A 25,008-nucleotide genomic window follows, 5' to 3' on the forward strand; every position below is an offset into this window, starting at 1 on the left:
ATGACTAAAGTTATTGGCTTAACAGGCGGAATAGGAAGTGGTAAAACTACCATTGCAAAATATTTTTCAGCAATGGGAGTTCCTGTGTATATAGCTGATGATGCAGCTAAAAAAGTGATGCAGTCAGAAAGTATTATAAGTCAGATAAAAATAACCTTTGGAGATTCTCTTTTTGAAGATAAAGTTTTAAACAGAGCAAAATTGGCTGAAATTGTATTTAATAATGCCGATAAATTAGCACAACTAAATGCTATTGTACATCCCGCTGTAAAAAAAGATTTTGAATTGTGGCTGGACGAAAATAAAAAGTACAGTTACGTTCTTTATGAAGCTGCAATTTTGTTTGAAAGTGGTCGTTATAAAGAATGTGATGTAATTATAACAGTTACAGCTCCTGAAGAAATTAGAATAGAAAGAGTTGTAAAGCGGGATAATACCACACGCGAGCAAGTTTTAAGCAGGATGAAAATGCAATGGAATGATGAAAAACGCATTTCTTTAAGCAATTTTGTAATTAATAACAGTAATCTTAAAATTGCTAAAGAAGAAGTTGTTAAAATTCTTAAAATTTTAAATATAAAACAAAATCAGTCTTAAATGTTAATATTTGGTTAATGTATTATTTAGTATATTGTTAAAATATTAATTTTGTTGCGATGAATAAATTATTTTTTAGAATACTTGTTTTACTCATGAGTTTGTCCTTAATAGGGATCATTCTGGTACAGGTATATTGGTTCAATTCTTCGTTTAAAAACAACGACGAACAATTTAAATATCACGTTACACAAGTGATTGGAAACGTTGCTGATAAATTAGAACAACAAGAAGAGTATAGCTTTTATGACAAATACAATCGTATAAAAGACAGTACCGGCAAAACTCCAAAGAAAGAAGATCTGTTAGAAGTTCTTTATGTTCAAAGAAATACAAAAACCAATAAGACTATTGTATATTCTAACACACTTACATCAGAAGATTACGATATAAACGGAGCACTATTCAATAAAAAATTCAGTAGTGAGAGATTTAAAAATTTTAGTTCAAAAAGAGTAACTGAAGTTTATAATAACAACGGAATCGATAATAATGGTTTAGGACAAAGTATTATTCCCGATCTGAAAATTGAAAAATCAGGTAGTTTAGACATTCTAAATAAAGTTCAGCAGCAAATTCAATATAAGGATATTGCTTCTTTAACTCCTATAGAAGGAAGAATTACAAAAGATAAACTTCAAAAACTTCTAAAGAAGGAATTAGAAGAATATGGTGTAAATACCAAGTTTGAATTTGGCGTACTTAACAGCGGTCTTGCAACCAAAGTAAAGTCTGATGGGTTTCATTATGACAAAGATGCTAGTTATCATATACCAATTTATACTGATAATGAAGGAAATAGTAAATACGAGTTATTCATTACTTTCCCACATAAAAAGAAATTCTTATTGTCTGAGTTATTGAGTATTACAATATTATCGATAATTTTTACATTAATTATAATAGTTGCTTATACAAGTGCGTTGAATCAATTATTGCGTCAAAAACATATTTCTGAAATCAAAACTGATTTTATAAACAATATGACGCATGAGTTTAAAACTCCAATTGCAACGATAAATTTAGCACTCGATGCAATTAAGAACCCCAAAATTATTGAAGATAAAGAGAAAGTTTTTCGATATCTGCAAATGATTCGGGATGAAAACAAAAGAATGCATGCCCAGGTTGAAAATGTTCTTCGTATTTCTAAATTAGAAAAAAGAGAATTAGATATAACTAAGGAACCAACTGCAATTCATGATATAATCGATGATGCAATTGAACACGTAAATCTAATTTTAGAAGACAGGCACGGAACCGTTGTAAAGCACTATCAAGCTGCAAGAACAACGTGTTTAATTAACGAAGTGCATTTTACAAATGTGTTGGTTAATATTTTAGAAAATGCAATAAAATATTCACCGGATGTTCCTGAAATCGAGATTTTTACAGAAAATGTCAAAGACATGATTCTGATAAAAGTTAAAGATAATGGTCTTGGGATGAGTAAGATAGCTCAAAAAAGAGTTTTTGAGAAATTTTACAGAGAGCATACAGGAGATTTACATAACGTAAAAGGACACGGTTTAGGTCTTGCTTATGTAAAAAGAATAGTAGAGGATCACAATGGTCAAGTATATGTTGAAAGCGAAAAAGGAAAAGGTAGCACCTTTATAATAAAAATACCATTAATAAATTAAAATATGGAAAATAATAACAAAAGAATACTTTTAGTAGAAGATGACCTTAATTTTGGGGCAGTTCTTAAAGATTATCTAATGTTAAATGACTTTGAAGTTACTTTAGCTAAAAACGGTATGGAAGGTTTCGAGAAGTTCAAGAAAGATGTATACGATTTATGTATTCTTGACGTAATGATGCCTTATAAAGATGGTTATACTTTAGCCAAAGAAATTAGAGAAAAGAATAGCGAAGTGCCAATTATCTTCTTAACGGCAAAATCGATGAAAGAAGATGTATTAAAAGGATACAAAGCCGGTGCTGATGATTATTTGAATAAACCTTTTGATTCAGAAGTTTTATTGATGAAAATCAAAGCTATTATTCAAAGAAAATCTGCGGATACAAAAGCGGAACAAGTTCAGTTTGAATTTAACATTGGTAAATTTCACCTGAATTCTAAATTAAGATTTTTAACGTTCGAAAATGACGAACCAATAAAATTATCTCCAAAAGAGAATGAATTGCTTAAAATGTTAATTCTGCATGAAAATGATTTAATGCCAAGAGAATTAGCGTTAACTAAAATCTGGAGAGATGACAACTACTTTACTTCAAGAAGTATGGACGTTTACATCGCTAAACTTAGAAAATACCTAAAAGCAGATGAAGATGTTGAAATCCTTAACATTCACGGTGAAGGTTTCAGATTAGTTGTTAAAAGCAAAGTTGCAGAATAAACAAAATTCACAAAAACAAAAAGCACAAAGCCCTGAGTAATCAGGGCTTTTTTTATGCCTAAAAATAATTAGAATCGAAATCACACTCGTAACTAGACAAAGATTGACAATATTCTTTACGGAATTTCTTGTGTCATTTCTCCTCTATAGAAATGGCAAATATTACTAAACATTGGAATTTGTAATATTGAATTTTTAATATTTTAGGAGCTATTCCTGCTGTCCGCTATATCTTTTTCCGGCTAAAAAGCCAGAAAAAGGATGCCACTTCCATCAGGGCTATGGCTTTAGTATTCAATAAGATAGTTAGGTTTTTAAAAGTTTTAAATTAAGGTTAATTATTTTTTGCATGATTTTTCTTTAAATTAATTAGGAAAATCAAAAAAAAATTTACAATATTTGCACACGAAAAAAGTAATAACCCTTTAATAACGAAGAAAAATGTTTGTATTTACATTGTCATCTCAAAGCTTCACATCAAATAAATTTGGTGCAGCACTTCTTCGCGGCTTATTTCAATCTTAGAAATTCATTTTTAGATATATAAAAAAGCCCGAAGACATTTAGTTTCGGGCTTTTTTTATTCTAGACACTTCAAATTTTCCCGAATAATCGATTTTGTTATTTATCCGCACGGATAAAATGCTTTAGCCTGTTTTGGCTATTAATTTAATGCACTATAATTTTTTTATGGAAAATTATACAGTACAGGAGTATGCTTTGTGCTCCCGCTTTAAAAATATAAAAGCAAAGAAAAGATTAGTAAAAGAAGATTTTGAAAAACACCTGATTCACTTACGAAAGCTTGAAGTTGATCTCTGGAAAAAATACAGTGATTTACCATTAATTCTATTAGAAATACCTTATCGAAAAGGTTGGCAACGCAATTTTGTGCTAAGAGAGGATATAGCAAGATCAAATGATTCTTCTTTTTATGAAGCTCTATTAGAAAAGATAAATACCTGGCAATATGCATCTGAGAAATCTTTTAAAAGAAAGAAAAAGAGAAAGAGAAAAAATGTATATGCCGAAAAGCTTCAAACAGTAAAAGAGTTTTCAGAATCAGAATGGAAAAGTTCAAAATTAACATTGACCGAAAAAGAGAAAATGCATTTTTATAAACGGGAGCAATGGTGTCCTAATTGTAAATGTTATCATATTCATTATGTATTTAATGAGCCTTGGCGTTATGTATTACGCATTACAGCAAATATGATAACGCACACTAAAATGGTTGATGCAGTTTTGGAAAGCGAAATTAAGATTCTTAAGAATTATGTTATTAATCTTAATGTAAGACACAAAATAAACAAATTAGTAGATGGTTTTTCCTATCGCAATAGATATCATCAAAATGAGAATCCGCGAGAGAAAAACCCAATTAAAAATAAAAGTCAGCATTTATTGTATCAACAATATGTTGACGAAATGATATAAATCATGGGAAATAAATTATCCGGAAAAGACCTTATTAAATTAGGCTTTCCAAAAAATAATTCAATAAACATTGCTTTAGGGCAAATAAACAGATATAGAAAAAGAGAGAAAAAAGAATCGATTCTAACAGAGGCCAAAGAGGTTTTACTTCATCCGGAAAAGTTTGAAGGACACGGAACCTGGGGAAAAGTAGCCGAGGGATTGATAAAACCAGTTCAGGTAAGAATGCACCAATTGAAAACAACGAGAGTTCCTTTTACCATTTTTGGAGAAAATGAAATCGATGAACAAGCCAAATTTCAGTTATACGATTCTTTAAAACTGCCAATTTCAATTGCAGGAGCTTTAATGCCGGATGCGCATTCAGGTTACGGATTACCAATTGGCGGCGTTTTAGCAACAGACAATGCTGTTATACCTTACGGAGTTGGTGTTGATATTGGATGTCGAATGAGTTTATCGATTTTCGATTTGCCGGCTTCACATTTCAAGGGTAAAGAGCATCAATTGCAGGCTATTCTAAAAGACAATACCAAATTCGGGATGAATGAAACACATGCCACGAAAGCCGATCATGAAGTTTTTTATAAAAGCGAATTTAAGGATATTCCGTTATTAAAGAATCTTTTGCCGAAAGCCTATAAACAATTAGGAAGTTCTGGAGGAGGGAATCATTTTGTAGAATTTGGCATTGCTAAAATTGACAATGCTGAAAACGAATGGAAGTTAGGTGTTGGTGAGTATTTTGCTGTTTTATCACACAGTGGTTCTCGTGGTATGGGAGCTAATATTGCCAAACACTATACGTATTTAGCAACAAAACAATGCCCGTTACCAAAGAATGTGCAGCATTTGGCATGGTTGGACTTGAACACACATGACGGTCAGGAATATTGGCTAGCGATGAATCTGGCGGGAGAGTATGCAAAAGCCTGCCACGATGATATTCATAGAAGAATTGCCAAAGCCATAGGAAAGAGAGTTGTAGTAACCATTGAAAATCATCACAATTTTGCCTGGAAAGAAATAGTAAACGGGCAAGAATGCATCGTGCATCGAAAAGGAGCAACTCCTGCTGCTAAAGGTCAATTAGGGATTATTCCAGGATCGATGACAGCTCCGGGATATATAGTGAAAGGAAAGGGAAATACAGAAAGTTTAAACTCGGCTTCACATGGAGCTGGACGTTTATTTTCAAGAGCTAAATGCAAAGCTAGCTTTACTCAAAGTGAAATCAAAAAAGTATTGCAAGCTCATGATGTAACCTTAATTGGCGGGAATATTGATGAAGCGCCAATGGCCTACAAAGACATTACAAAAGTAATGGGAAATCAAACAGATTTGGTTGAAGTTCTGGGAACTTTCACACCTAAAATCGTTAGAATGGACCGATAAAAAATAAAGATCATGGAAAGATTTCAAGATGAAAATAAGTTTTTAGGAAGTTTTGCTAACGAGATTTTGGTAAAATGTCCTAAATGTGATTCTAAGTCGATGGTTAAAAAAGAACCTGTCTCAGAGTGTAAATGTGGACATTGTCATACAAAGGTTTTTGAATGCAAACATTGTTTTTATAAACTTAAAAAACCAATTTATCAATACGTTGGGTATGGAAAAGTGTATTGCAATAACTGTTTTGAAAAGTACGAATTTGAATCCCAATCATTAAAAGAAAAGCCGGAAAAGTACAAAGCAAAATGTCCGCATTGTAATTTTCAGGAAGAATGGAAACCAAAAATTGAAGAGTTTTTACAAAATTCAAAAGTTGTTGATGGTTTGGCTAAAGAGAAATATTATAATTTACCTCTTTGGTTTCAAAAAGAAGTAAATGGTGATATTTTTTGGGCATACAACGAAGAACATATTAACTATCTGGAAAGATACATTAAAGCTGATTTACGAGAAAGAAACAATAATGGAGGATATCATATGACAATGGTTTCGAGACTTCCAAAATTTGTAAAAGAAGCAAAAAGCAGAGAAAAGCTGCTAAAAATATTAGAAAAATGGAAAAAATAATTCAGATAACTGCGGGTCGGGGACCTGCAGAATGCACTTGGGTGGTTGCCCAAGTGCTTAAAAAAATTTTAGACGAAGCGCAGGAGCAAGATTTAGAAACTACTTTACTGCAAAGAGAAGTTGGTGAGGAAAACGGAACGGTAGAAACGGCAACTATTGCAATAAAAGGAAAGAATGCAGGTCAATTTGCTGATTCCTGGATAGGAACGATTCAATGGATTGGTGAAAGTCAGTTTAGAAAAATGCACAAACGCAAAAACTGGTTTATTGGCATTTTTGAGATTCAACCGCAAAAGAATACTTCAATTTCAGAAAGTGATATTCAGTATCAGGCAATGCGCAGTTCCGGTGCGGGAGGGCAACATGTCAATAAAGTAAGTTCGGCCATTAGAGCAACACATATTCCAACAGGAATTGCCGTAGTGTCTATGGACAGCCGATCACAACACCAAAACAAAAAACTGGCAACAGAAAGATTATTAAAAAAACTAGAAGACGAAACTTTGCAACAGTTAAAAAATCATGTTGGAAAACAATGGGAAAACCAACTGAATATTCAGCGTGGGAATCCTGTTAGGGTATTTTCGGGAACTGATTTTAAAAAGAATAAAGTCGAAAAAAGCTATAAAGGAGATCGTCAGAAATTAAAAATAGATTTACGAAATGAAAACAATTGATAAATACCTTTTTCAGGCTTTGGATAATTATCCGTATTCGCTTGAAGAAACTATTGAATCCTTAGATTATGCTTTTTCTTATGATGCAAAAAACACCATGGTTTTATGTCTATATGGAAGAATTCAGGCAGAACAATTATGGAATTATGAGGAAGCAAAATCATATTTTCAAGAAGCATTAGGAATAAATATCCATGCGCTTGAAGTATATCCGCACTATATTCAAACTTTAATTTTGAATGAGGATTACGAAGAAGCACAAAAATTAATTGATTTTGCTTTGACGATAAAGGGAATAAATAAATCTGAAATCTTTGTAAAAAAAGCCATTCTTTTTGAGGCGCAGCACCAATTTAAAAAAGCATTAAAGGAAATGAAAAACGCAAAACTGTACACGCTGCAATTTGCTTTTGATTGTGATATTAGTGAAGTCGAAAAAAGAATAAAAGGCAAAATTGATTTATTGAAAAATAAAAAGAAACCAAAGAAATCGAAATAAGATTCAAAAAAGAAATCAAATTAAATTAAAGTAAAAACGATGCAAATTTGCATCGTTTTTTTTATATTATTTTTTTTGCAACGAATTGCACGAATGTTCGCGAATTAAGGATATAACAAAATCCGTGGGCAGATAATTATTTCCAGTGCAATTCTAATGCAAAACAAGTTTTGTCACCTTTTGTAATACTAAATGTTGCCGTTGTATGATCGTCATCTTCGCTTTCATGAATTACAACCTGATCTTTTAACGAAAGCTCTTTCATGAAATTCATTTCGAAGCTTTTAACTTCTTGTTTCAAAATTCGTTTTTCATCAACATGATCTAAACACCATTCCAGATATTTTACATTATTTACGTGATTAACGATGTCTAAATCTGATAAGTAAACTGTTTTTTCGAAAACGGCTTCTTTTTCGTGATTGATGTTGATTTTAGAAAAACCTTCAGTTGTGGCCCTATTTTCCGGATATAATTCAAAATGCTCATATGGTAAAGCCAGAGCTTCAGGACGACGTAATTGAGTATTAAAAACAGCCCAATAGGTTTCGCAGCCTACTATTTTTTCACCATTTACATACATTTCGAGCGCACGCACTGAACGAGAATTTTCTAAGCTGTTGATCCATGTTTTTACTGTTACAACATCCTGCCATTTTGGTAAAGCGCTAATCTCAACGCGCATGCGGCTTAAAACCCAGGCTTGATGGAATTCCTGCATGTCGAAAAAACTAATGCCGCCAACTTCTGAATGTGCTGCTGCCGTTAATTGTAAAATATTACATAAGTCAGTATATTTTAAAAATCCGGTAGGAGTGCATTGTGTAAAATCGATTTCCCAGTCTTTGCTTAAAACTGAAGTAAAATTTGGTGATATAGGCATTTTTATGTGATAAATAATTTATAGCTAATTTTAAATTGTTGTAGTTATTAAAAATAAAATTTTAAGAATCTTAAGTTTATATAACGAAATGAGATGATGTTTTATTTTAGTCTCCACCGCCGCCACAACCACCGCAGGAACTGCCACATGAACTGCCGCAGGAACTTCCTGATGAAGAGTCAGACGATGTTTCGCAAGAACTTCCGGATGAGCTGTCGTAATTATTATTTCTGTTTACCTCTGCGATGAGTGGCATAAATGCTGGAGTTATTACAGCAGCGCTAAATAGAAAATAGTTCCATTGCCAGTTATTTTCGACTTGTCTGACGGGTAAAATTTCTCTTTTATACAAATTTGTTATAGTGTCAACAGCAATAAGTCTGGTTAATCTGAACAGAAAAATAATTGAAGTAATACTAAAAACAATCAGAATAAATACAAGGAGACCTACAGGTTTATTTCTCGCATAGCCGGTCATTACTCTTGTATATCCAAGCATAGCAATTAGGGCAAGAACAACAAAGTTTAGATAGAATATTTTATTGAATTTCTTAGATTTAATAAAATATTTTTCAAACGCGTCCATGCAATTTGATATATTTATAAAAACAGGTTTTCTTTTCATGCGGTCCACTAATGTTGTGTAAACGCTTTTTCCAAATTCAGTCAAAGATCTCGTTATCTCAATTTGCTCATCAGTCAAAGCGACTTTGTTTTCAATAAGATTAATTATGTTATAAGGTTGTATATCAACTATCTTCTTGTCAATTAATTCATTTACGACTCCATTAATTACATTATAAATTTTTTGAGTTTTAAGATAAATTAGTTCGTAAGGTTCAAGGTCATAGATAAATGAATTCTTATCAAATTTACGTGCAATTTGTCGAAGTTTAGCTTTGTTGTAGAAATCCAGAATTTTAAATGTCACAACATACAAAATAATCAAACCAATCAGGAAATAGGGATTGTCGATTGTAATATAAATTGGTTTTAAAAGATAGTAGAACGGGAATGTAAGAAAAAGAAATACTATCATACCATTACTGATAAATGACCTTAATTTGATTTTTGCTTTGTCTAAATTTAAACTTTCATACATTCCGTCAAACTCCCAAATATCATTTGGCTGAATTCCAAAAGTTGATTCGTATAGTATATTGGTTTGTTCTTTTGCTTTTTTAAATTTTTGAAAATCTTGTTTGTTATGGGTTGACGGAACGTGCTGAATTTGTTTACCAAGTAATTTGCAAAATTGCTGATAAGATTGTGTAAAAATTAAGTGCAAATGCCAAACCGTATCAACTGTTTCAGATGGAGAAACCATCGAATCAGAAACTGTCGCCAGATACATGAACTTTTTATATTCTAAAATCGCCTTTTTAGTAAAGTTTTTTGTCCAAAAGTTTTCTTGTGCAAGCCTTACTGAAAATCCAAATTCACTTGGTGGATCATTAAAATCGAATTGCACAATCTTATTCCAAAGTACGTTATCCATATTTTTAGTTTACAAAAAGCATTATAAAATTAAGATTATTTGATTAATTGTCCCTTAAAAAGATTTTTCGATATACGCTATGATTGTTGTTCGATTTGCTGAATAATCAAACCATTGTGTAGTTTCATTTCTTTTAAACCAGGTAAGTTGTCTTTTAGAAAAACGGCGGGTATTTTTTTTGATTTCTTCGATGGCAAATGGCAAAGAGAATTCTCCGTCAAAATAACTGAATAATTCCCTATATCCCACAGTTTGCAGTGCATTTAATGTTTTATTGGGATATAACGCTTTAGCTTCTTCAAGTAAACCTTCATTCATCATGATGTTCACACGTTGATTGATCCTGTCGTAAATGATTGGTCTGTCAGCTTCTAAACCAATCAAAATAGGAGTGAAGTTTCTATTGTTTTTCTTTTGATTTAGAAAAGAAGAATATGGTTTTTGAGTTCCAATACAAACTTCTGTAAAACGCATCATTCTTTGCGGATTTTGAAGTGTTTGTGGATTCTCTATTGTTATTTTTTGATAATACTCAGGATCTAGATTTTTCAGCTGTTCTTGCAGGTATTCGATTCCAAGTTTTTCATAATTTGAATTTACCTGAGAACGTATTTCAGGATTGATTTCAGGAAATTCATCAAATCCTTTTAAAATTGCATCAACATACAATCCTGAACCACCAATTAGAATTGCAAAATCATTGTTTTCAAATAATTCTTCTAATTTATGAAGTGCTTCTTTTTCATAATCTCCGACGGTATAATTTTCTAAAATAGATTTATTTTGAATAAAATGATGCGTCGCAGCTTGTAGTTCTTCAGGATTAGGAACAGCTGTACCAATGGTCATTTCTTTAAAAAACTGACGGCTGTCACAAGATATTATTTCGCATTTAAAATGTTGGGACAAAGCAATACTTAAGGCTGTTTTGCCTATAGCTGTTGGTCCGACGATGGTAATTAAGTGTTTCATATTTTTTTAGCCCAGATGGAAGTGAAACCCCGGACTTATATTGGTTAGTTTTTTTTAGGATAAAAGAGCGACTTTAGAAGCTCCTTTTATACTTTTAAAAAACAACAAAGATAAGGAGGAGTTGGAATGTACAGATGGAATAGCTCCTTAAAATTAATTATTTAGATAATGTGGTTCCGCATTCATGGCAATATTTTGCGCTGTCAAAATGTAATTGCGAATTACAATTTTGGCATGTTTTTTTTGTGCTGACAGCATTATTGCGAAGGCTGCTTTTTGCGAATTCTGCAGTAACAATTCCTGTGGGAACGGCAATGATTCCATAACCCATAATCATGACAAGCGAGGCTAAAAACTGACCAAGAGGAGATGCGGGTGAAATGTCGCCATAACCAACGGTGGTTAGGGTTACGATAGCCCAATAAATGCCCATAGGAATACTTGTAAAACCGCTTTCTTTGCCTTCGACGACGTACATCAATGAACCAATAATTACAGCGCTAATAAGGACGAAGTAGATAAAAACCAGAATTTTTTCTTTGCTGGCTTCCATAGCTTCCCGAAGCTGCATTGATTGCTGCGAAATTTGTGGAATATGTAAGATCTTGAACAATCTGAAGAAACGCAGGACTCTAACGATTGTAAGAACATTTGTGGCAGGGAAAAATATAGATAAATACATGGGTAATATCGCCATTAAATCGATAATGCCGTAAAAACTGAAAACATACTTTACAGGTTTTTGTATCGAAATAATACGCAAAATATATTCAATGGTAAAGAAAACTGTGATAACCCATTCACAAATAACAAGATAAGAATGGTACTTAAGATTGATACCTTCTACAGTATCCATCATGACTAAAAGTACACTTAATAAAATAAGACCTAAAAGTACCAGATCAAACAAACGTCCTAAAATGGTATTAGTGCCATAAAGGATGATTTGGGTCTTTTGTCTAAAAATTTCGTATTTTGATTTTATTTTTTTCATCTCGGCGAAGATAATGAAAGTTTTGGATTGTTAAAAATGAAGTATTTTAAGCGATTTACTTTTGCGGATGTAATTTTGAATAATGTTTTTTACATCACGGTTGTGTTCCATTGGTATCAAGATATTTTTAAAAATATCAATATTGGTAATTTGATAATTTAAATCATAAAAAGCATAACCTTTATAAATTCCGTTTTCGATTAATATTGCGCTTCGTTCGTTTACATTTCTTCCTCTGTCAATCAGAATCATGCTTTTATTATCAAAACTATTTTCGCTTATAAATTGTTGTACTCTGGCATTGTACACTTCTGGAGTGATTTCGCCAATACAAGCGCCGTCGCATTCTTTTATTTTATATTGAAAACATTCTTTCTTTGTTTGATACAATCCAGTCAACTTTTGACACAAATGATATTTTGCAGTAAATTTGAAAAGAGCATTTTTGCCTTCTTGTAAAGTAGCAAAAGATGTAATTTCTTTTTTACGGCCATCTGCTTTTTCAAGCTTTAGGTTGATGTATCCATCAGTATCTTTCTCAGCATATAACGCATATTGAAAAATAGTTTTTCTTCCGGAGCGATTATATCTTGGTCGGTTTATTTTTATTTCCTGACTTTCTTTCAACAACGCAATTAATTCACTGCCTGTTTCATCATGAGTTATAGTAAAAACTTCGGTTTGGATTTTTTTGCTTTTGGTTGTAATTCCGGTAAAATGCTGATTGACTCTTTTTTTTATATTTTGACTTTTACCGATATAAATTAGAGTTCCACCTTCATTGTAAATGTAGTAGACACCAGTTTTTGCGGGCATTTGAGATAAAAGATCCAAAAATTTTGGCGCAATACCTTTTTCTACTTCTAATTTTATAAAATCTTTTACGATGGTTTTTTCTAAATCTTTTTCAAGAAGCATTTTGAATAACTTGGTCGTTGCCATCGCATCTCCGCTGGCACGATGTCTGTCTGCCATTGGGATTCCAAGTGCACGAACCAATTTTCCTAAACTATATGAAGGTTGTTCCGGAATTAGTTTTTTTGCCAATTCGACGGTACAAAGTGTTCTGGCTTCGAAATCGTAACCTAAACGTCTGAATTCGGTACGAAGAATTCGGTAATCAAATGAGGCATTATGTGCTACAATGATACAATCAGAAGTGATTTCGATGATTCGTTTTGCTACTTCAAAAAACTTTGGAGCAGAACGCAACATAGCATTATTGATACCGGTTAATTTCACCACAAAGGGCTGAATCGGAATTTCAGGATTAACAAGGCTAATGAACTGGTCAATTACTTCATGGCCATCAAATTTATAAATGGCGATTTCAGTAATTCCTTCTTCGTTAAACTGGCCTCCAGTAGTTTCTATGTCTAGTATTGCGTACAAATTCAGTATTCAGTATCAGTATTTAGTAATCAGTTTAAACTCTACAATCCTCAATCTAAAATCTAGAATCAGATTTTAACGACCTCCAAAAATGCTGCTTCCAATTCTTACCATTGTGCTTCCGCATTCTATGGCAAGTTGATAATCGCCGGACATTCCCATAGATATTGTTGAAAAATTATTCATTGTAGAGGCGCACTGCTGTGCGTCTTTGCGTTGTTGTATGGAATCAAAAATAGACTTTAAATGTGTGAATTCTTTTTTTATCTGATTTTGATTTTCTGTAAATGTTGCCATTCCCATTAAACCTAAGATACGAATGTTTTTCATTTTTTCGAACTCTGACGAAGATATTAATTCATTTAATTCGTTTTCATCTAAACCAAATTTTGTTTCCTCTTCTGCAATATGTATCTGAAGTAAACAATCAATAATTCTATTGTTTTTTAAAGCTTGTTTGTTAATTTCCTGTAATAATTTCAAGCTGTCAACTCCGTGAATTAAATTCACAAATGGCGCCATAAATTTGACTTTATTCGTCTGCACGTGACCAATCATATGCCATTGAATGTCTTTTGGCATTTCTTCGTACTTATCAGTCATCTCCTGGATTTTATTTTCTCCAAAAATACGCTGACCAGCTTCGTAAGCCTCCATTAAATCAGAAACAGGTTTTGTTTTAGAAACAGCAACGAGAGTTACATGTTCAGGTAAGGTTGTTTTGATAGCATTTAAATTCGATTGTATCGACATGGCATTTCTTTTTTTTACGAAAGGATAAATTGCTTAGAAATTTTCTCTGCTTTTTTACTTTCACTGTAATCATAAAATCCTTCACCGGATTTCACTCCCAATTTTCCTGCTCTAACCATATTCACCAATAGTGGGCAAGGAGCATATTTGGGGTTTTTAAAACCTTCGTACATAACATTCAGAATAGCAAGACAAACATCAAGTCCAATAAAATCAGCTAATTGAAGCGGTCCCATTGGATGTCCCATTCCTAATTTCATTACTGTGTCAATTTCATAAACACCGGCTACTTTATTATATAACGTTTCGATTGCTTCATTTAGCATAGGCATCAAAATTCTGTTTGCTACAAAACCTGGATAATCATTTACTTCAACAGGAGTTTTTCCTAATTTTTCAGATAAATCCATGATGATCTTAGTGACTTCATCGCTTGTATTGTAACCGCGAATGATTTCGACCAATTTCATGATTGGCACCGGATTCATAAAATGCATTCCTATAACACGTTCAGGATGCGCAACTACAGCTCCAATTTGGGTAATTGATATAGAAGATGTATTGGTTGCCAAAATGGTATTATGAGAACAAGCTTCATTTAATTGTTTAAAAATATTAAGCTTTAGTTCTACATTTTCTGTAGCAGCCTCAACAACTAAATCAACACCAACAACACCATCTTTAATATCAGTATACGTAATAATATTAGTAATAGTTTTTGCTACATCTTCTTGAGTTATGGTTCCTTTTGCTAACATTCGATCTAAGTTAGCAGCTATAGTCGCCATTCCTTTGTCTAAAGATTTCTCAGAAACATCAATTAGTTTTACAACAAAACCACTTTGCGCAAAAGTATGGGCAATTCCATTACCCATCGTTCCTGCACCAATTACAGCTATAGTTTTCATTTAATTTGGTATTTGAATTTTAAAAGTTAAGGTTTAAAGCTCCTTTGAAGTGCGCTTTAAACCTTAAAAATAATGAGTTTATTTTTTTTATTTATTTGTCGAAACAATCAATGATTTGATATGCCACTCTCAAAGCATCTGTAGCTTGTTCAAGCGTCACAACGGGAGTAGTATCTGTTGTGATGGCATTTGCAAATGAGTCTAATTCGTCCAGAATGGCATTATTTTGCTCCACATCAGGATTAGTAAAATAGATTTGTTTTTTTACACCTTCTGCATTTTGAAGAATCATATCAAAATCGCCCGGAATTTCAGGAGCATCCTTCATGCGGACTACTTCACATTTTTTTTCCAGAAAATCTACCGAAATATAAGCGTCTTTTTGAAAGAAGCGCGTTTTACGCATGTTCTTCATCGAAATTCTGCTTGCTGTTAGATTTGCTACACATCCATTTTCGAATTCGATTCTTGCATTAGCAATATCCGGAGTGTCGCTAATTACAGAAACTCCGCTGGCATGAATATCTTTTACTTTAGAATGCACAACGCTTAATATAGCATCAATATCATGAATCATTAAATCCAACACTACAGGAACATCAGTTCCACGCGGATTAAACTCGGCCAAACGATGTGTTTCTATAAACATTGGGTTTTCGATCATGTTTTTTGTAGCAATAAACGCAGGGTTAAAGCGTTCAACATGACCCACCTGACCTTTTACGTTATATTCATTGGCTAAAGCAATAATTTCTTCAGCTTCATCAACGGTATTGGCAATTGGTTTTTCTATAAAGATATGTTTTCCGGATTTAATGGCTACCTTAGCACATTTATAGTGAGAAAGTGTTGGTGTTACAATATCAATGACATCCACAGCATGGATTAATTTTGCAATAGTGCTGAAGTTTTTATAACCAAACTCTTTTGAAATTCTTTCGGCATTTTCTTGATTTTCGTCGTAAAATCCAACTAATTCGTATTTGTCAGATTGTTGTAATAAACGTAAATGTATTTTACCAAGATGACCAGCACCTAAAACTCCTACTTTTAACATGAGAATGTATTTTAAACAAAAATATAATTTATTTGTTGAAAGTAAAAGTGAATGCAGTAAAGATTTAGCGATTTAATAATTAAAAATCAATATTTGATTTCCTATTTACTTTCTTATTTTTGCCAAAATAAAATCTACCCATTTTGAAAGACACTGCCAAACATCAAGGACTACGTAATCAATTAGTAAGCACTTTAGAACAAAAAGGAATTACCGACAGAGCAGTTTTGGATGCGATAAAAAAAATCCCAAGACACCTTTTTTTAAATTCAAGTTTTGAAGATTATGCTTATCAGGATAAGGCTTTTCCTATAGGAGCCGGTCAAACAATATCACAGCCGTACACCGTTGCTTTTCAATCCCAATTATTAGAAGTTAAAAAAGAGCATAAAATTCTCGAAATTGGTACTGGTTCAGGTTACCAAACTGCCGTTTTATGTATGCTGGGCGCAAAAGTTTTTAGTGTCGAAAGGCAAAATGAATTGTTTAAGACAACTTCGAATTTATTTCCGAAACTAAATATTCGTCCCAAGCATTTGTCGTTTGGTGATGGCTACAAAGGGTTGCCAAGTTACGCACCATTTGATAGTATTATTGTTACAGCGGGAGCTCCATTTATTCCTCAGCCTTTAATGGCACAGCTAAAAATAGGAGGAAGGCTCGTTATACCTTTAGGAGAAGATGTTCAGATTATGACATTATTGATTCGTAAAAATGAAACGCAATTTGAGAAACATGAATTTGGAGAATTTCGATTTGTTCCTTTACTAGAAGATAAAAATTAAAAAGTAGCTATAAATTTCAAACACGGATTTCGCAAATTAGAACTAATTATTTTTAGAAATTAATTTCACAAACGTAATTGATTGTTAATTTGTGCTAATTTGTGGAATTCGTGTTTTATTTTATTGAGCGATAATACCAATATGTCGTTCCAGGTCTTCTTTTTCAATTCGAGCAACAAAGAGTAAAAAATCTTCTTTATTATTTTTTGTCTGGGCGGTTTCTAGAGTTTGATAGTATTGCATACGACTGTCATAATCTCCTTTTATGTTGGCAATTATATAGCCCTTTTGCAATAAAATTAAATTCATTATCAAACGGGAAGTACGGCCATTTCCATCAATAAAAGGGTGAATTGTTACTAGTCTTTCGTGCATTTCAGCAGCCAAAACAACGGGATGTAACTTGTTTTTATTGATTTCGTACCAAATAAAATAATCTTCCATTTCTTTGGCAACCATAAAAGGTTGTGGTGGCATGTGAGTACTTCCTTTTATCATTACTTGTACTTTTCGGTAACGACCTGCATCTTCAGGAATTATACCTCGTAGAATTAAATTATGAATAGACAAAAGATCGCGTTCGTTTAAAGAAACGTTTCTTTGCATTAAATTTTTAATAAAACCAATAGCTTCCTGATGATTAATCGCTTCTAAATGCTCACGCATACTTTTTCCGGAAATAGTCAAACCTTCGTTGATCACCATATCTGTTTCACGAAGTGTCATAGTGTTTCCTTCAATTCGATTACTTTCAAAAGTATATTCTAATTCTAAGGCCTGAGTAATTCTATAGCTGTCATATTGACGATAACTGTCTAATTTTGCTTTTAGAAGATCAATCTCTTTAAGAAGATTTTCTAGAGTTTTAGAAATTTTTAATTTTGATACCGTTTTGTTGTATTTGATTTCCTGCTCTGCTACCATTAAGGCTTTTAAGGCAAATTCATCATCTCCAATTTCGTATAGTATTTTTTCTTTAAGCCATGCAATCATTAAGGTTTCGTAATCTATCTCTAAAAGTTGAGAAAGTTTCGAAATCTGGTCTTTAGTTGGTCTTCTTGTTCCTGATTCGAATTTGCTTATTAAAGCTTGATCTATACCAAGAATTTGTGCCACTTCACGAGTTTTTAATCCTTTTTGCTCTCTTGCATTTTTAAGAAGTGTTTTCATTTATTCTAATGATTTAAATTGTCTTGACTAATTTAGTCATTTTTACCGGAATAAAAAAGCAATATTCCACAATATTGCCTTTACAAAATTATATTTTACTTTTTGGAGGAAGCGATCCGTCTTTTCTCATTTCATCGACAACTGCTTGCATGATTGCGTCTACAGTTGATCCTAAATCCGTCACATAATCGGATTTTGTAGTTCCTGTCCAGATTAGTTTATTTTCTTTTAATGAAAAAACGTTTGTTTCTACCATATAAGAAGTTGTTTCCTGATAATATCCCGGATCGTAGAAGTAAGGAGAGTACATTCCGTACCAGTTTCCAAAACCATATCCGTAAACACCGCTGTATAGACCATCGAAACCACCGTAATACATACCTGTATAACTTCCAGGAACATAGGTAGTTTCTTTTTCTGCACTTACCAGGCGTAATGTAATTACGCCATCAAAATCTTCATCTTGTAATATTTTTAATTTTTGTTCCTGTGTAAGATTTTTAGTTGTTTCGTTTAAGTATTCATAAGAGGTTTTGAAGATTGGATTGCTGGCTGCAATTCTGTTTTCGGTGACTCTTCTGGATGCTTCGTCTTTTAATAGCGCAACAACTAAAACTTTTTTGAAATTTTCCTGGGCGACTGTTATTTTTGGATCTCTCCAACTATTAACTATTGCAGTATTGCTGCCACAGCTTGCAAGTACCAAAGCGACGATAAATAAAGTTAAGCATTTCTTCATATTACAAATTTTTAAATATTGTAATAAAAATACGTATAAAATATTAACAAATGCTTCTTGCGATAAAAAATAACTTTAATTGTAGGCTTTTTTTATTCGGTCTAGATCACGTTTTGTGTCCTGTTCTTTAAGAGATTCACGCTTGTCGTAGTTTTTCTTTCCTTTACAAAGTCCGATTTGTAGTTTTGCAAGCCCTTTTTCATTGGTAAACAATTTTAAAGGTACAATTGTAAGTCCTTTTGCCTGAACACTTTTGTGAAGACTTTTCAATTCCTTTTTATTCAAAAGCAATTTTCTTTCACTTCTTGATTTGTGATTGAATTGATTTCCAAATGTGTATTCTTCTATATAAGTATTAATAGCAAAAAGTTCGAGATTGCTAAATTCACAAAAACTTTCGGTAATATTGGCTTTTCCTAATCGGATAGATTTGATTTCTGTACCGGATAAAACAATTCCGGCAGTATAAGTATCGATTATCTCATAATCAAATCGAGCTCTTTTATTAAGTATATTGACTGTTTTTAACATAGATGCAAATGTAAACAAAATTGAAAAACTTTGAAGCAATCAAAGATAATTAAAGATTTTTTTTAATCTATGATTTTAATCATTTTTGAAAGATAAACTTGCTAGTAAGTTTGTTAAATAATTTATAAATAAATTCAAAAATGAAAAAAATTTTAACATTCGCTACTATTGCATTAATTAGTCTAACTGTAAAAGCACAAGATGCTAGTCAGGGTTTAAAAGGAGCTTGGTTTGTAACGTCACAATTTGGTTACCAGCAAACTAAAACCGGGGATAATAAAAATACAAATTTATCAGTAATACCAATTGTAGGAACATTCATCACGCCATCTGTAGCTGTTGGAGCGGGACTGGGTTATATTAATATGAAATCAGATGCAAGTGTAGGAGTCGCAGCAACAAAAACAGATTTATTTGTAATTCAGCCCTTGGCAAGAAAGTATTGGAATGTTGCAGGTTCTCTTTATTTCTTTGGACAAGCAGCTCTTCCAATTATTGCAGGTAAAGAAAAAGAAAGTGGTACAAAAATAAACCAGTTCGGTTTGTCTGTCTCAGGAGGTTTTGATTATTTCGTCACTAAAAACTTCTCAGTAGAGTTTTCTTATGATTTAGCGAATTTTACATCAACTACAATTGACCCTAAAAGTGGTGAAAAAACTACTGTTACTAATTTTGGATTAGCACATATGGCAAATGTTGATTCTGCTTATTTAGTAGGAGGTTCAAATTTAACAACTCCACTTGCGGTTGGATTTAAATTTATATTCTAAATAGTTCTAGGCTGATTTAGATTTCAATTTGCTAATTTTGCAAAAAAAAGACCGAACTTTTTTAGAGTACGGTCTTTTTGTATAATCTTTAAATTTATAAAATGCAAAATCAATCAAAAGATCCGTTGCACGGCATCACACTTCAAAAAATAGTAGAAGCACTAGTGAATCATTATGGTTTTGATACATTGGCAGAATTAATACCTGTCAAATGTTTTACCACAAATCCGAGTGTCAAATCAAGTTTAACTTTTTTAAGAAAAACCGATTGGGCTCGTAAAAAAGTTGAAGAGTTGTATTTGAAATCTTTATCTAAATTTACAGAATAATTACAATTTATAAGAAATCATAACACCTCCACGGTAAGGAAGCCATTCACCACTTTTGTTCCAGTTTGGAGCTTTTTCGTATCTGCCTGGAGTTCCGTCGTTATAGTATCCTTTATAAAAACCTTGATGCCAACCAGCTCCTGCAAATATATCTAGTAAAAATTTGTCGTTTAATTTGATGTTATATCCAGCTGTAATACCTAAACGATAACCAAAACCATGTTCATATTTGTTACTGTCCCAGTAATTCCATTTTTGTAATTCATAAACATCCGGACCAGCATGACCACCAACATAAAATCCGTTATATTTTTCTTTAAAATGATAACGAACTTCCGGTGTTAATGTATAAAATTTCATTGGACTGTGGCCATCAAAAGATTCCCAAAAAGAAGCCATTACATCAACACTAAAAGTTAATTTTTCTCCAATACTGGTTTCGATACCAATATTTGGAACACCAACTAAAGCTGTTGCGGCATTAAATTTAATAAAAGTTTGACTTTGGGATTGAATCGAAAAGAAAAGGACAATGAGAATTAAGTACTTTTTCATAAAAATAGTTTTCGTAGGGGTTTAGATAAGGCTTTATACCTTATTTCGCGTGCAAATATAACGCAAACCATTAATTACTATTATGTAAATGTTTTAATTTAACAAGAATGTTTTTTTATGATAATTAATATTGATTAATTAGCTTCTAGTAATGAGTAGATTACGGAATCTAAAAAGCGGCCTTCATAAAATTCGTTTTCTTTTAAATGTGCTTCTTTAACAAAACCACATTTTTGAAGCACTTTTTCAGAAGCATAATTTCCGGGGTCAATCACGGCTTCGATAGAGTGTAGTTTTAGATCTTTAAAGCCATAACTAATTAATCGATTTACGGCTTCTGGAACAATTCCTTTACCGTGAAATTCCGGCAATAAGATATATCCAATTTCAGCACGGTAATTTTGTGGCTGCATCCTGTAATATCCTATAATACCCAATAGTTTAGGGTTGCCTTTTAATGTTATTCCCCAATTGATTCCTATGTTTGTTACTATTTTATCTTCGATCATAGCAATGTGTTCAAGAGCATCCTCAGAATTTTTCGCCAATGGTCGCGGAATATATTTCATGGTTTCGGGATTCGAACGTAATTCGAAAACTTCATTTACATCATCGTTTGTTATTCTCCTTAAAAGCAAACGTTCTGTTTCTATTTCGGGAAATGGGGTGAAATTAAATTCTAACATTTTTCTTAAATTATAATAGTGTTATACTAAACTTTGAAGTAAAAGTTTGATTAGCATCTAAAGCCAAAATCCCTTCCTTCTTAAATAAATCCCCAGAATTTTCGGCTGTGTCTGAATAGCCCAACCAAGGTTCAATACAAAGAAATGGCGCTTGATCTTTTGTCCAGATCCCCAAACTTGGAAAATCTTTAAAATCAAATTTGAGATATGGTTTGGAGTTTTCAAGAATAGTTAATGAATTTGATTCTAAAGATTTAAAAATCAATGCATCGTTTTCGAATAATTTATAATTCAAAGGAACCAGATTATCAGTAGTTTCTAAAACTTCTGTTTTATTTGAAATTAAATCATTCTCTAAAATATAATATTTTAAAACTTCTTCTTTTTCAAATTCTAGAGCATAATTTTCGAAATTCTCTGGTAAAGCTATTGCCGGATGAGCTCCAATTGAAAAAGGCATTTTAGTTTTACTTTTGTTAATTACTTTATATTCGATGTTTAATGACGCTTCTTCAAGAGTGTAAATAAGTTGTAATTCAAATTCAAAAGGATATTTTTTCAAAGTTTCAACATCAGATTGTAAAGAAAAAACAGCACTGTTATCAGTCTTTTTTACTAATTGAAAATCCATATCGCGAGCAAATCCATGTCTTGGTAATTGATATTCTTCTCCGTCAATTGTATAAGTATTGTTTTTTAAAGTACCTACAATCGGAAAAAGGACAGGAGAGTGCTTTCCCCAAAAATCAGGATTCCCTTCCCATATATATTCTTTGTTTTGCTTGTTTTTTAATGAAAATAATTCAGCTCCTGAATGTTTTATAGAGGCGCTTAGTGTTGAATTTGAAATAGTTGTATTCAAAATGAGTAAGGTTGAAATGAATAAAATTTATACTGATGTAAATATATTTTATAAATTTTAGTTTTTTAAGAAAAACCTCCAAATTATTTTTTTGATAAAATTTTGCTAAAATTCAATTTATGATTCTTCTTTTCTCTGTAAATAGCTTTTTTTTTCATTAATTTGCTAGATAAACAGCTGAAAAATATGAAAATACAATCCTTAAAAGCCTTATTAACCATGGCTTTGTTTGTTGGGATTTCTTCTGTTTGGGCACAACAAACGCCTCCGACAACAGCAGTAAATCCTGTTAATAATTACAATTATCATGATGCCTTTGGACCACATTTTTATACAAAAAATGGAACTCCAACCCGTTCTGCAAGTGGACAGCCCGGAGTTGAATACTGGCAAAACAGGGCTGATTATCAGATAACGGCAAGATTGAACGCGATCACAAATGAAATTATTGGTACGGATGAAATTACCTATACTAATAATAGTCCTGATAAAATGTCGTTTGTTTGGTTGAATTTAGATCAAAATTTATTCAAGGAAGATTCAAGAGGAAACGCAGTTGTGCCTTTAACGGGTAGCCGTAACGGTGCTCAAGGACAGCTTTTTGATGGTGGAAATAAAATAAAATCAGTTAAAGTAATTTCTGTTGGTAAGAAAAAAACTGAAGTTGAGGCAAAATATGTAATTACAGACACCAGAATGCAAATATTTCTTCCGGAAGAATTGGCATCAAAAGGAGCTGCTGTTAAAATTAAAATAGAATTTGCATTCACGGCGCCTTTTGAAGGATCAGACAGAATGGGAGTTTTAGAAACTAAAAATGGTAAAATTTTCACGATTGCGCAATGGTATCCTCGTATGTGTGTGTATGATGATGTAAGAGGCTGGAATACACATCCGTATTTAGGTGCTTCTGAGTTTTATCTGGAGTACGGTAATTTTGATGTAAAACTTACTGTACCTGCTAATCATTATGTAGTAGGGTCAGGTGAATTACTAAATGGTGCAGAAGTATTGCCTGCAGATGTATTTAAGCGTTATAAAGAAGCTTCATTAAGCGATAAAACAGTTATGATTCGTTCTGCTGAAGAAGTTGCTGCAACTGCAAATACAAATGCTTCCGGCGAGAAAACGTGGCATTATCAGATAAAAAATGCACGTGATTTTTCGTGGGCGTCGTCACCGGCTTTTATCTTAGACGGAGCAAAAATTAATTTGCCAAGTGGTAAAAAAGCATTGGCTTTATCTGCTTATCCGGTAGAAAGTGCCGGACAAGGTGCTTACGGGCGTTCTACTGAATATGTAAAAGCAGCTATAGAACATTATTCTAAAACATGGTTCGAATATCCTTATCCGGCCGCTACAAACGTTGCAGGAAATGAAGGCGGAATGGAATATCCGGGAATTGTTTTTTGTGGATGGGAATCTAAAGGACAGGATTTATGGGGAGTTACGGATCATGAATTTGGACATATCTGGTTTCCTATGATTGTAGGATCAAACGAAAGATTGTTTGGATGGATGGATGAAGGTTTTAATACTTTTATTAATTCACTAAGTACAGCCGCATTTAATAAAGGAGAATATGTAGAAGCGCCAACAGATTTACATAAAGGAGCTGAGTCATTTACAAGAACTGATTTAGAAACCGTAATGAGTTCTCCTGATAACATGAAAGAAGCAAATATTGGTATGTTGTGTTATTTTAAGCCAAGTTCAGCTTTGATTATTTTAAGGGAACAAGTATTAGGAAAAGAGCGTTTTGATACTGCTTTCCGTACCTATATTGAGCGTTGGGCTTATAAACATCCGCAGCCGGATGATTTTTTCAGATCAATGGAAAATGTTGCGGGTGAAGATTTAAGCTGGTTCTGGAGAAGCTGGTTCGTAAACAACTGGCGTTTTGATCAAGGGATTAATTCAATTAAGTATGTAAAAAATGACCCGTCAAAAGGAGTTGTAATTACAGTTGAAAATTTCGATAAAATGCCAATGCCAATTGTTGTGGATATTAAAACAAAAAGTGGAAAAGTTACAAGAGTAAACCTTCCTGTAGAAGTTTGGCAGCGTAATACCGTATGGTCTTTTAAACATAATTCTACTGAAGAGATAGAGAGTGTTACTCTTGATCCTGATCATGTTTTTCCGGATAATAACGAAGCAAACAATGTTTGGACAGCGGGAAACGGTAAAATAGAAAAAGATATAATTTTAGACGGTTATTTAGGAAATTACTCTACTTCAAGAGCGCCTTTAAAGATCGATTTTACAGAAAAGAACAGTACGTTGAATGTTGAAATTACAAACTTCCCTAAGTTTACTGTAAGCCCTGTAGAAAACGAAAAAGATACTTTTCAGTCTAAAAGCGCAGGATTGAAATTTAAATTTAATGAAGCTAAAACAGGTTTTGACATGATTATTTTAGGTAACGGCGAAACAATTCCTTTTACTAAAAAATAAAAGTATAATAATAAAGTTTTTAAAACCCGATAGTTGTTAATCACTATCGGGTTTTCTTTTGGTTTGGCTTTTGAG

26 protein-coding genes are annotated in these 25,008 nt (G+C 32.6%); 12 read left to right on the top strand and 14 right to left on the bottom strand.

Annotation, left to right across the window (positions count from 1 at the left end):
* The 8 genes from coaE to NJT12_RS17210 all read left to right on the top strand — a co-directional run bounded on the left by coaE (position 1) and on the right by NJT12_RS17210 (position 7,592).
* Positions 1 to 597 (top strand): dephospho-CoA kinase, encoded by a 597-nt coding sequence (gene coaE, locus NJT12_RS17175; protein ID WP_271337161.1) that lies wholly within the window; start codon positions 1 to 3, stop codon positions 595 to 597.
* 59 nt (positions 598 to 656) lie between these two features.
* Positions 657 to 2,240 carry a sensor histidine kinase gene (locus NJT12_RS17180; RefSeq protein ID WP_271337162.1) on the top strand — a complete coding sequence of 528 codons (1,584 nt, stop codon included), beginning with the start codon at positions 657 to 659 and terminating at the stop codon, positions 2,238 to 2,240.
* A 3-nt stretch (positions 2,241 to 2,243) separates the two neighbouring features.
* Positions 2,244 to 2,960 (top strand): response regulator transcription factor, encoded by a 717-nt coding sequence (locus NJT12_RS17185; protein WP_072963937.1) that lies wholly within the window; start codon positions 2,244 to 2,246, stop codon positions 2,958 to 2,960.
* A 690-nt stretch (positions 2,961 to 3,650) separates the two neighbouring features.
* Positions 3,651 to 4,397 carry a hypothetical protein gene (locus NJT12_RS17190; RefSeq protein WP_271337163.1) on the top strand — a complete coding sequence of 249 codons (747 nt, stop codon included), beginning with the start codon at positions 3,651 to 3,653 and terminating at the stop codon, positions 4,395 to 4,397.
* A 3-nt stretch (positions 4,398 to 4,400) separates the two neighbouring features.
* Positions 4,401 to 5,792, top strand: a complete 1,392-nt coding sequence (locus NJT12_RS17195; protein WP_271337164.1) for an RtcB family protein — start codon at positions 4,401 to 4,403, stop codon at positions 5,790 to 5,792.
* Positions 5,793 to 5,804: 12 nt separating this feature from the next.
* Complete coding sequence (locus tag NJT12_RS17200; protein WP_271337165.1) at positions 5,805 to 6,416, top strand: hypothetical protein; 612 nt, start codon at positions 5,805 to 5,807, stop codon at positions 6,414 to 6,416.
* Positions 6,404 to 7,093, top strand: coding sequence for a peptide chain release factor H (prfH, locus tag NJT12_RS17205; protein ID WP_271337166.1), 690 nt, complete (start codon positions 6,404 to 6,406; stop codon positions 7,091 to 7,093). The genes NJT12_RS17200 and prfH overlap by 13 nt, the downstream gene beginning before the upstream one ends.
* On the top strand, positions 7,080 to 7,592 hold the full coding sequence (locus NJT12_RS17210) for a hypothetical protein (protein WP_271337167.1): 513 nt from the start codon (positions 7,080 to 7,082) through the stop codon (positions 7,590 to 7,592). The genes prfH and NJT12_RS17210 overlap by 14 nt, the downstream gene beginning before the upstream one ends.
* 136 nt (positions 7,593 to 7,728) lie before the next feature.
* Here NJT12_RS17210 and NJT12_RS17215 read toward each other — a convergent pair whose 3' ends face one another.
* The 8 genes from NJT12_RS17215 to NJT12_RS17250 form a co-directional block, all read right to left on the bottom strand.
* Entirely contained in the window at positions 7,729 to 8,475 is a 747-nt protein-coding gene (locus tag NJT12_RS17215; protein ID WP_271337168.1) for an acyl-[acyl-carrier-protein] thioesterase, read from the bottom strand.
* A 106-nt stretch (positions 8,476 to 8,581) separates the two neighbouring features.
* A complete protein-coding gene (locus NJT12_RS17220) occupies positions 8,582 to 9,973 on the bottom strand; it encodes a DUF1399 domain-containing protein (RefSeq protein WP_271337169.1) in 1,392 nt (463 codons plus the stop codon).
* A gap of 54 nt (positions 9,974 to 10,027) precedes the next feature.
* A complete protein-coding gene (miaA, locus tag NJT12_RS17225) occupies positions 10,028 to 10,945 on the bottom strand; it encodes a tRNA (adenosine(37)-N6)-dimethylallyltransferase MiaA (RefSeq protein WP_271337170.1) in 918 nt (305 codons plus the stop codon).
* 157 nt (positions 10,946 to 11,102) lie between these two features.
* Positions 11,103 to 11,939: an ion transporter gene (locus tag NJT12_RS17230; RefSeq protein ID WP_271337171.1), complete on the bottom strand. Its 837-nt coding sequence runs from the start codon at positions 11,937 to 11,939 to the stop codon at positions 11,103 to 11,105.
* Between the two features lie 30 nt (positions 11,940 to 11,969).
* The gene (locus NJT12_RS17235) at positions 11,970 to 13,331 is read right to left on the bottom strand and encodes an exonuclease domain-containing protein (RefSeq protein WP_271337172.1); all 1,362 of its coding nucleotides are present in this window, start codon (positions 13,329 to 13,331) and stop codon (positions 11,970 to 11,972) included.
* 75 nt (positions 13,332 to 13,406) lie between these two features.
* Positions 13,407 to 14,084 carry a YggS family pyridoxal phosphate-dependent enzyme gene (locus NJT12_RS17240; RefSeq protein ID WP_271337173.1) on the bottom strand — a complete coding sequence of 226 codons (678 nt, stop codon included), beginning with the start codon at positions 14,082 to 14,084 and terminating at the stop codon, positions 13,407 to 13,409.
* Positions 14,085 to 14,098: 14 nt separating this feature from the next.
* Complete coding sequence (locus NJT12_RS17245) at positions 14,099 to 14,992, bottom strand: 3-hydroxyacyl-CoA dehydrogenase family protein (protein ID WP_007809858.1); 894 nt, start codon at positions 14,990 to 14,992, stop codon at positions 14,099 to 14,101.
* Between the two features lie 91 nt (positions 14,993 to 15,083).
* Positions 15,084 to 16,049 carry a Gfo/Idh/MocA family protein gene (locus tag NJT12_RS17250; RefSeq protein WP_271337174.1) on the bottom strand — a complete coding sequence of 322 codons (966 nt, stop codon included), beginning with the start codon at positions 16,047 to 16,049 and terminating at the stop codon, positions 15,084 to 15,086.
* 143 nt (positions 16,050 to 16,192) lie between these two features.
* Here NJT12_RS17250 and NJT12_RS17255 point away from each other — a divergent pair, with 143 nt between their 5' ends.
* Positions 16,193 to 16,834: a protein-L-isoaspartate(D-aspartate) O-methyltransferase gene (locus NJT12_RS17255; protein WP_041518722.1), complete on the top strand. Its 642-nt coding sequence runs from the start codon at positions 16,193 to 16,195 to the stop codon at positions 16,832 to 16,834.
* Positions 16,835 to 16,954: 120 nt separating this feature from the next.
* Here NJT12_RS17255 and NJT12_RS17260 read toward each other — a convergent pair whose 3' ends face one another.
* The 3 genes from NJT12_RS17260 to smpB all read right to left on the bottom strand — a co-directional run bounded on the left by NJT12_RS17260 (position 16,955) and on the right by smpB (position 19,274).
* Positions 16,955 to 18,004 carry a Fic family protein gene (locus tag NJT12_RS17260; protein WP_271337175.1) on the bottom strand — a complete coding sequence of 350 codons (1,050 nt, stop codon included), beginning with the start codon at positions 18,002 to 18,004 and terminating at the stop codon, positions 16,955 to 16,957.
* 88 nt (positions 18,005 to 18,092) lie between these two features.
* Positions 18,093 to 18,743: a DUF4136 domain-containing protein gene (locus tag NJT12_RS17265; protein ID WP_271337176.1), complete on the bottom strand. Its 651-nt coding sequence runs from the start codon at positions 18,741 to 18,743 to the stop codon at positions 18,093 to 18,095.
* A gap of 75 nt (positions 18,744 to 18,818) precedes the next feature.
* Positions 18,819 to 19,274 (bottom strand): SsrA-binding protein SmpB, encoded by a 456-nt coding sequence (gene smpB, locus NJT12_RS17270; protein WP_042564375.1) that lies wholly within the window; start codon positions 19,272 to 19,274, stop codon positions 18,819 to 18,821.
* 140 nt (positions 19,275 to 19,414) lie between these two features.
* Between smpB and NJT12_RS17275 the strand changes: the two genes are divergently transcribed.
* Entirely contained in the window at positions 19,415 to 20,044 is a 630-nt protein-coding gene (locus NJT12_RS17275) for an outer membrane beta-barrel protein (RefSeq protein ID WP_271337177.1), read from the top strand.
* 101 nt (positions 20,045 to 20,145) lie between these two features.
* Positions 20,146 to 20,373 carry a VF530 family protein gene (locus NJT12_RS17280; RefSeq protein ID WP_271337178.1) on the top strand — a complete coding sequence of 76 codons (228 nt, stop codon included), beginning with the start codon at positions 20,146 to 20,148 and terminating at the stop codon, positions 20,371 to 20,373.
* Here NJT12_RS17280 and NJT12_RS17285 read toward each other — a convergent pair whose 3' ends face one another.
* The 3 genes from NJT12_RS17285 to NJT12_RS17295 form a co-directional block, all read right to left on the bottom strand.
* The gene (locus tag NJT12_RS17285; RefSeq protein ID WP_271337179.1) at positions 20,374 to 20,928 is read right to left on the bottom strand and encodes a DUF3575 domain-containing protein; all 555 of its coding nucleotides are present in this window, start codon (positions 20,926 to 20,928) and stop codon (positions 20,374 to 20,376) included.
* 134 nt (positions 20,929 to 21,062) lie between these two features.
* Complete coding sequence (locus tag NJT12_RS17290; protein ID WP_271337180.1) at positions 21,063 to 21,614, bottom strand: GNAT family N-acetyltransferase; 552 nt, start codon at positions 21,612 to 21,614, stop codon at positions 21,063 to 21,065.
* A 10-nt stretch (positions 21,615 to 21,624) separates the two neighbouring features.
* Positions 21,625 to 22,476 carry an aldose 1-epimerase family protein gene (locus NJT12_RS17295; protein ID WP_271337181.1) on the bottom strand — a complete coding sequence of 284 codons (852 nt, stop codon included), beginning with the start codon at positions 22,474 to 22,476 and terminating at the stop codon, positions 21,625 to 21,627.
* Between the two features lie 186 nt (positions 22,477 to 22,662).
* Here NJT12_RS17295 and NJT12_RS17300 point away from each other — a divergent pair, with 186 nt between their 5' ends.
* Positions 22,663 to 24,933, top strand: coding sequence for a M1 family metallopeptidase (locus NJT12_RS17300; protein WP_271337182.1), 2,271 nt, complete (start codon positions 22,663 to 22,665; stop codon positions 24,931 to 24,933).
* Positions 24,934 to 25,008 lie beyond the last annotated feature (75 nt).

The organism is Flavobacterium azizsancarii, assembly GCF_027980145.1.
In the GTDB taxonomy this organism is placed as follows: domain Bacteria; phylum Bacteroidota; class Bacteroidia; order Flavobacteriales; family Flavobacteriaceae; genus Flavobacterium; species Flavobacterium azizsancarii.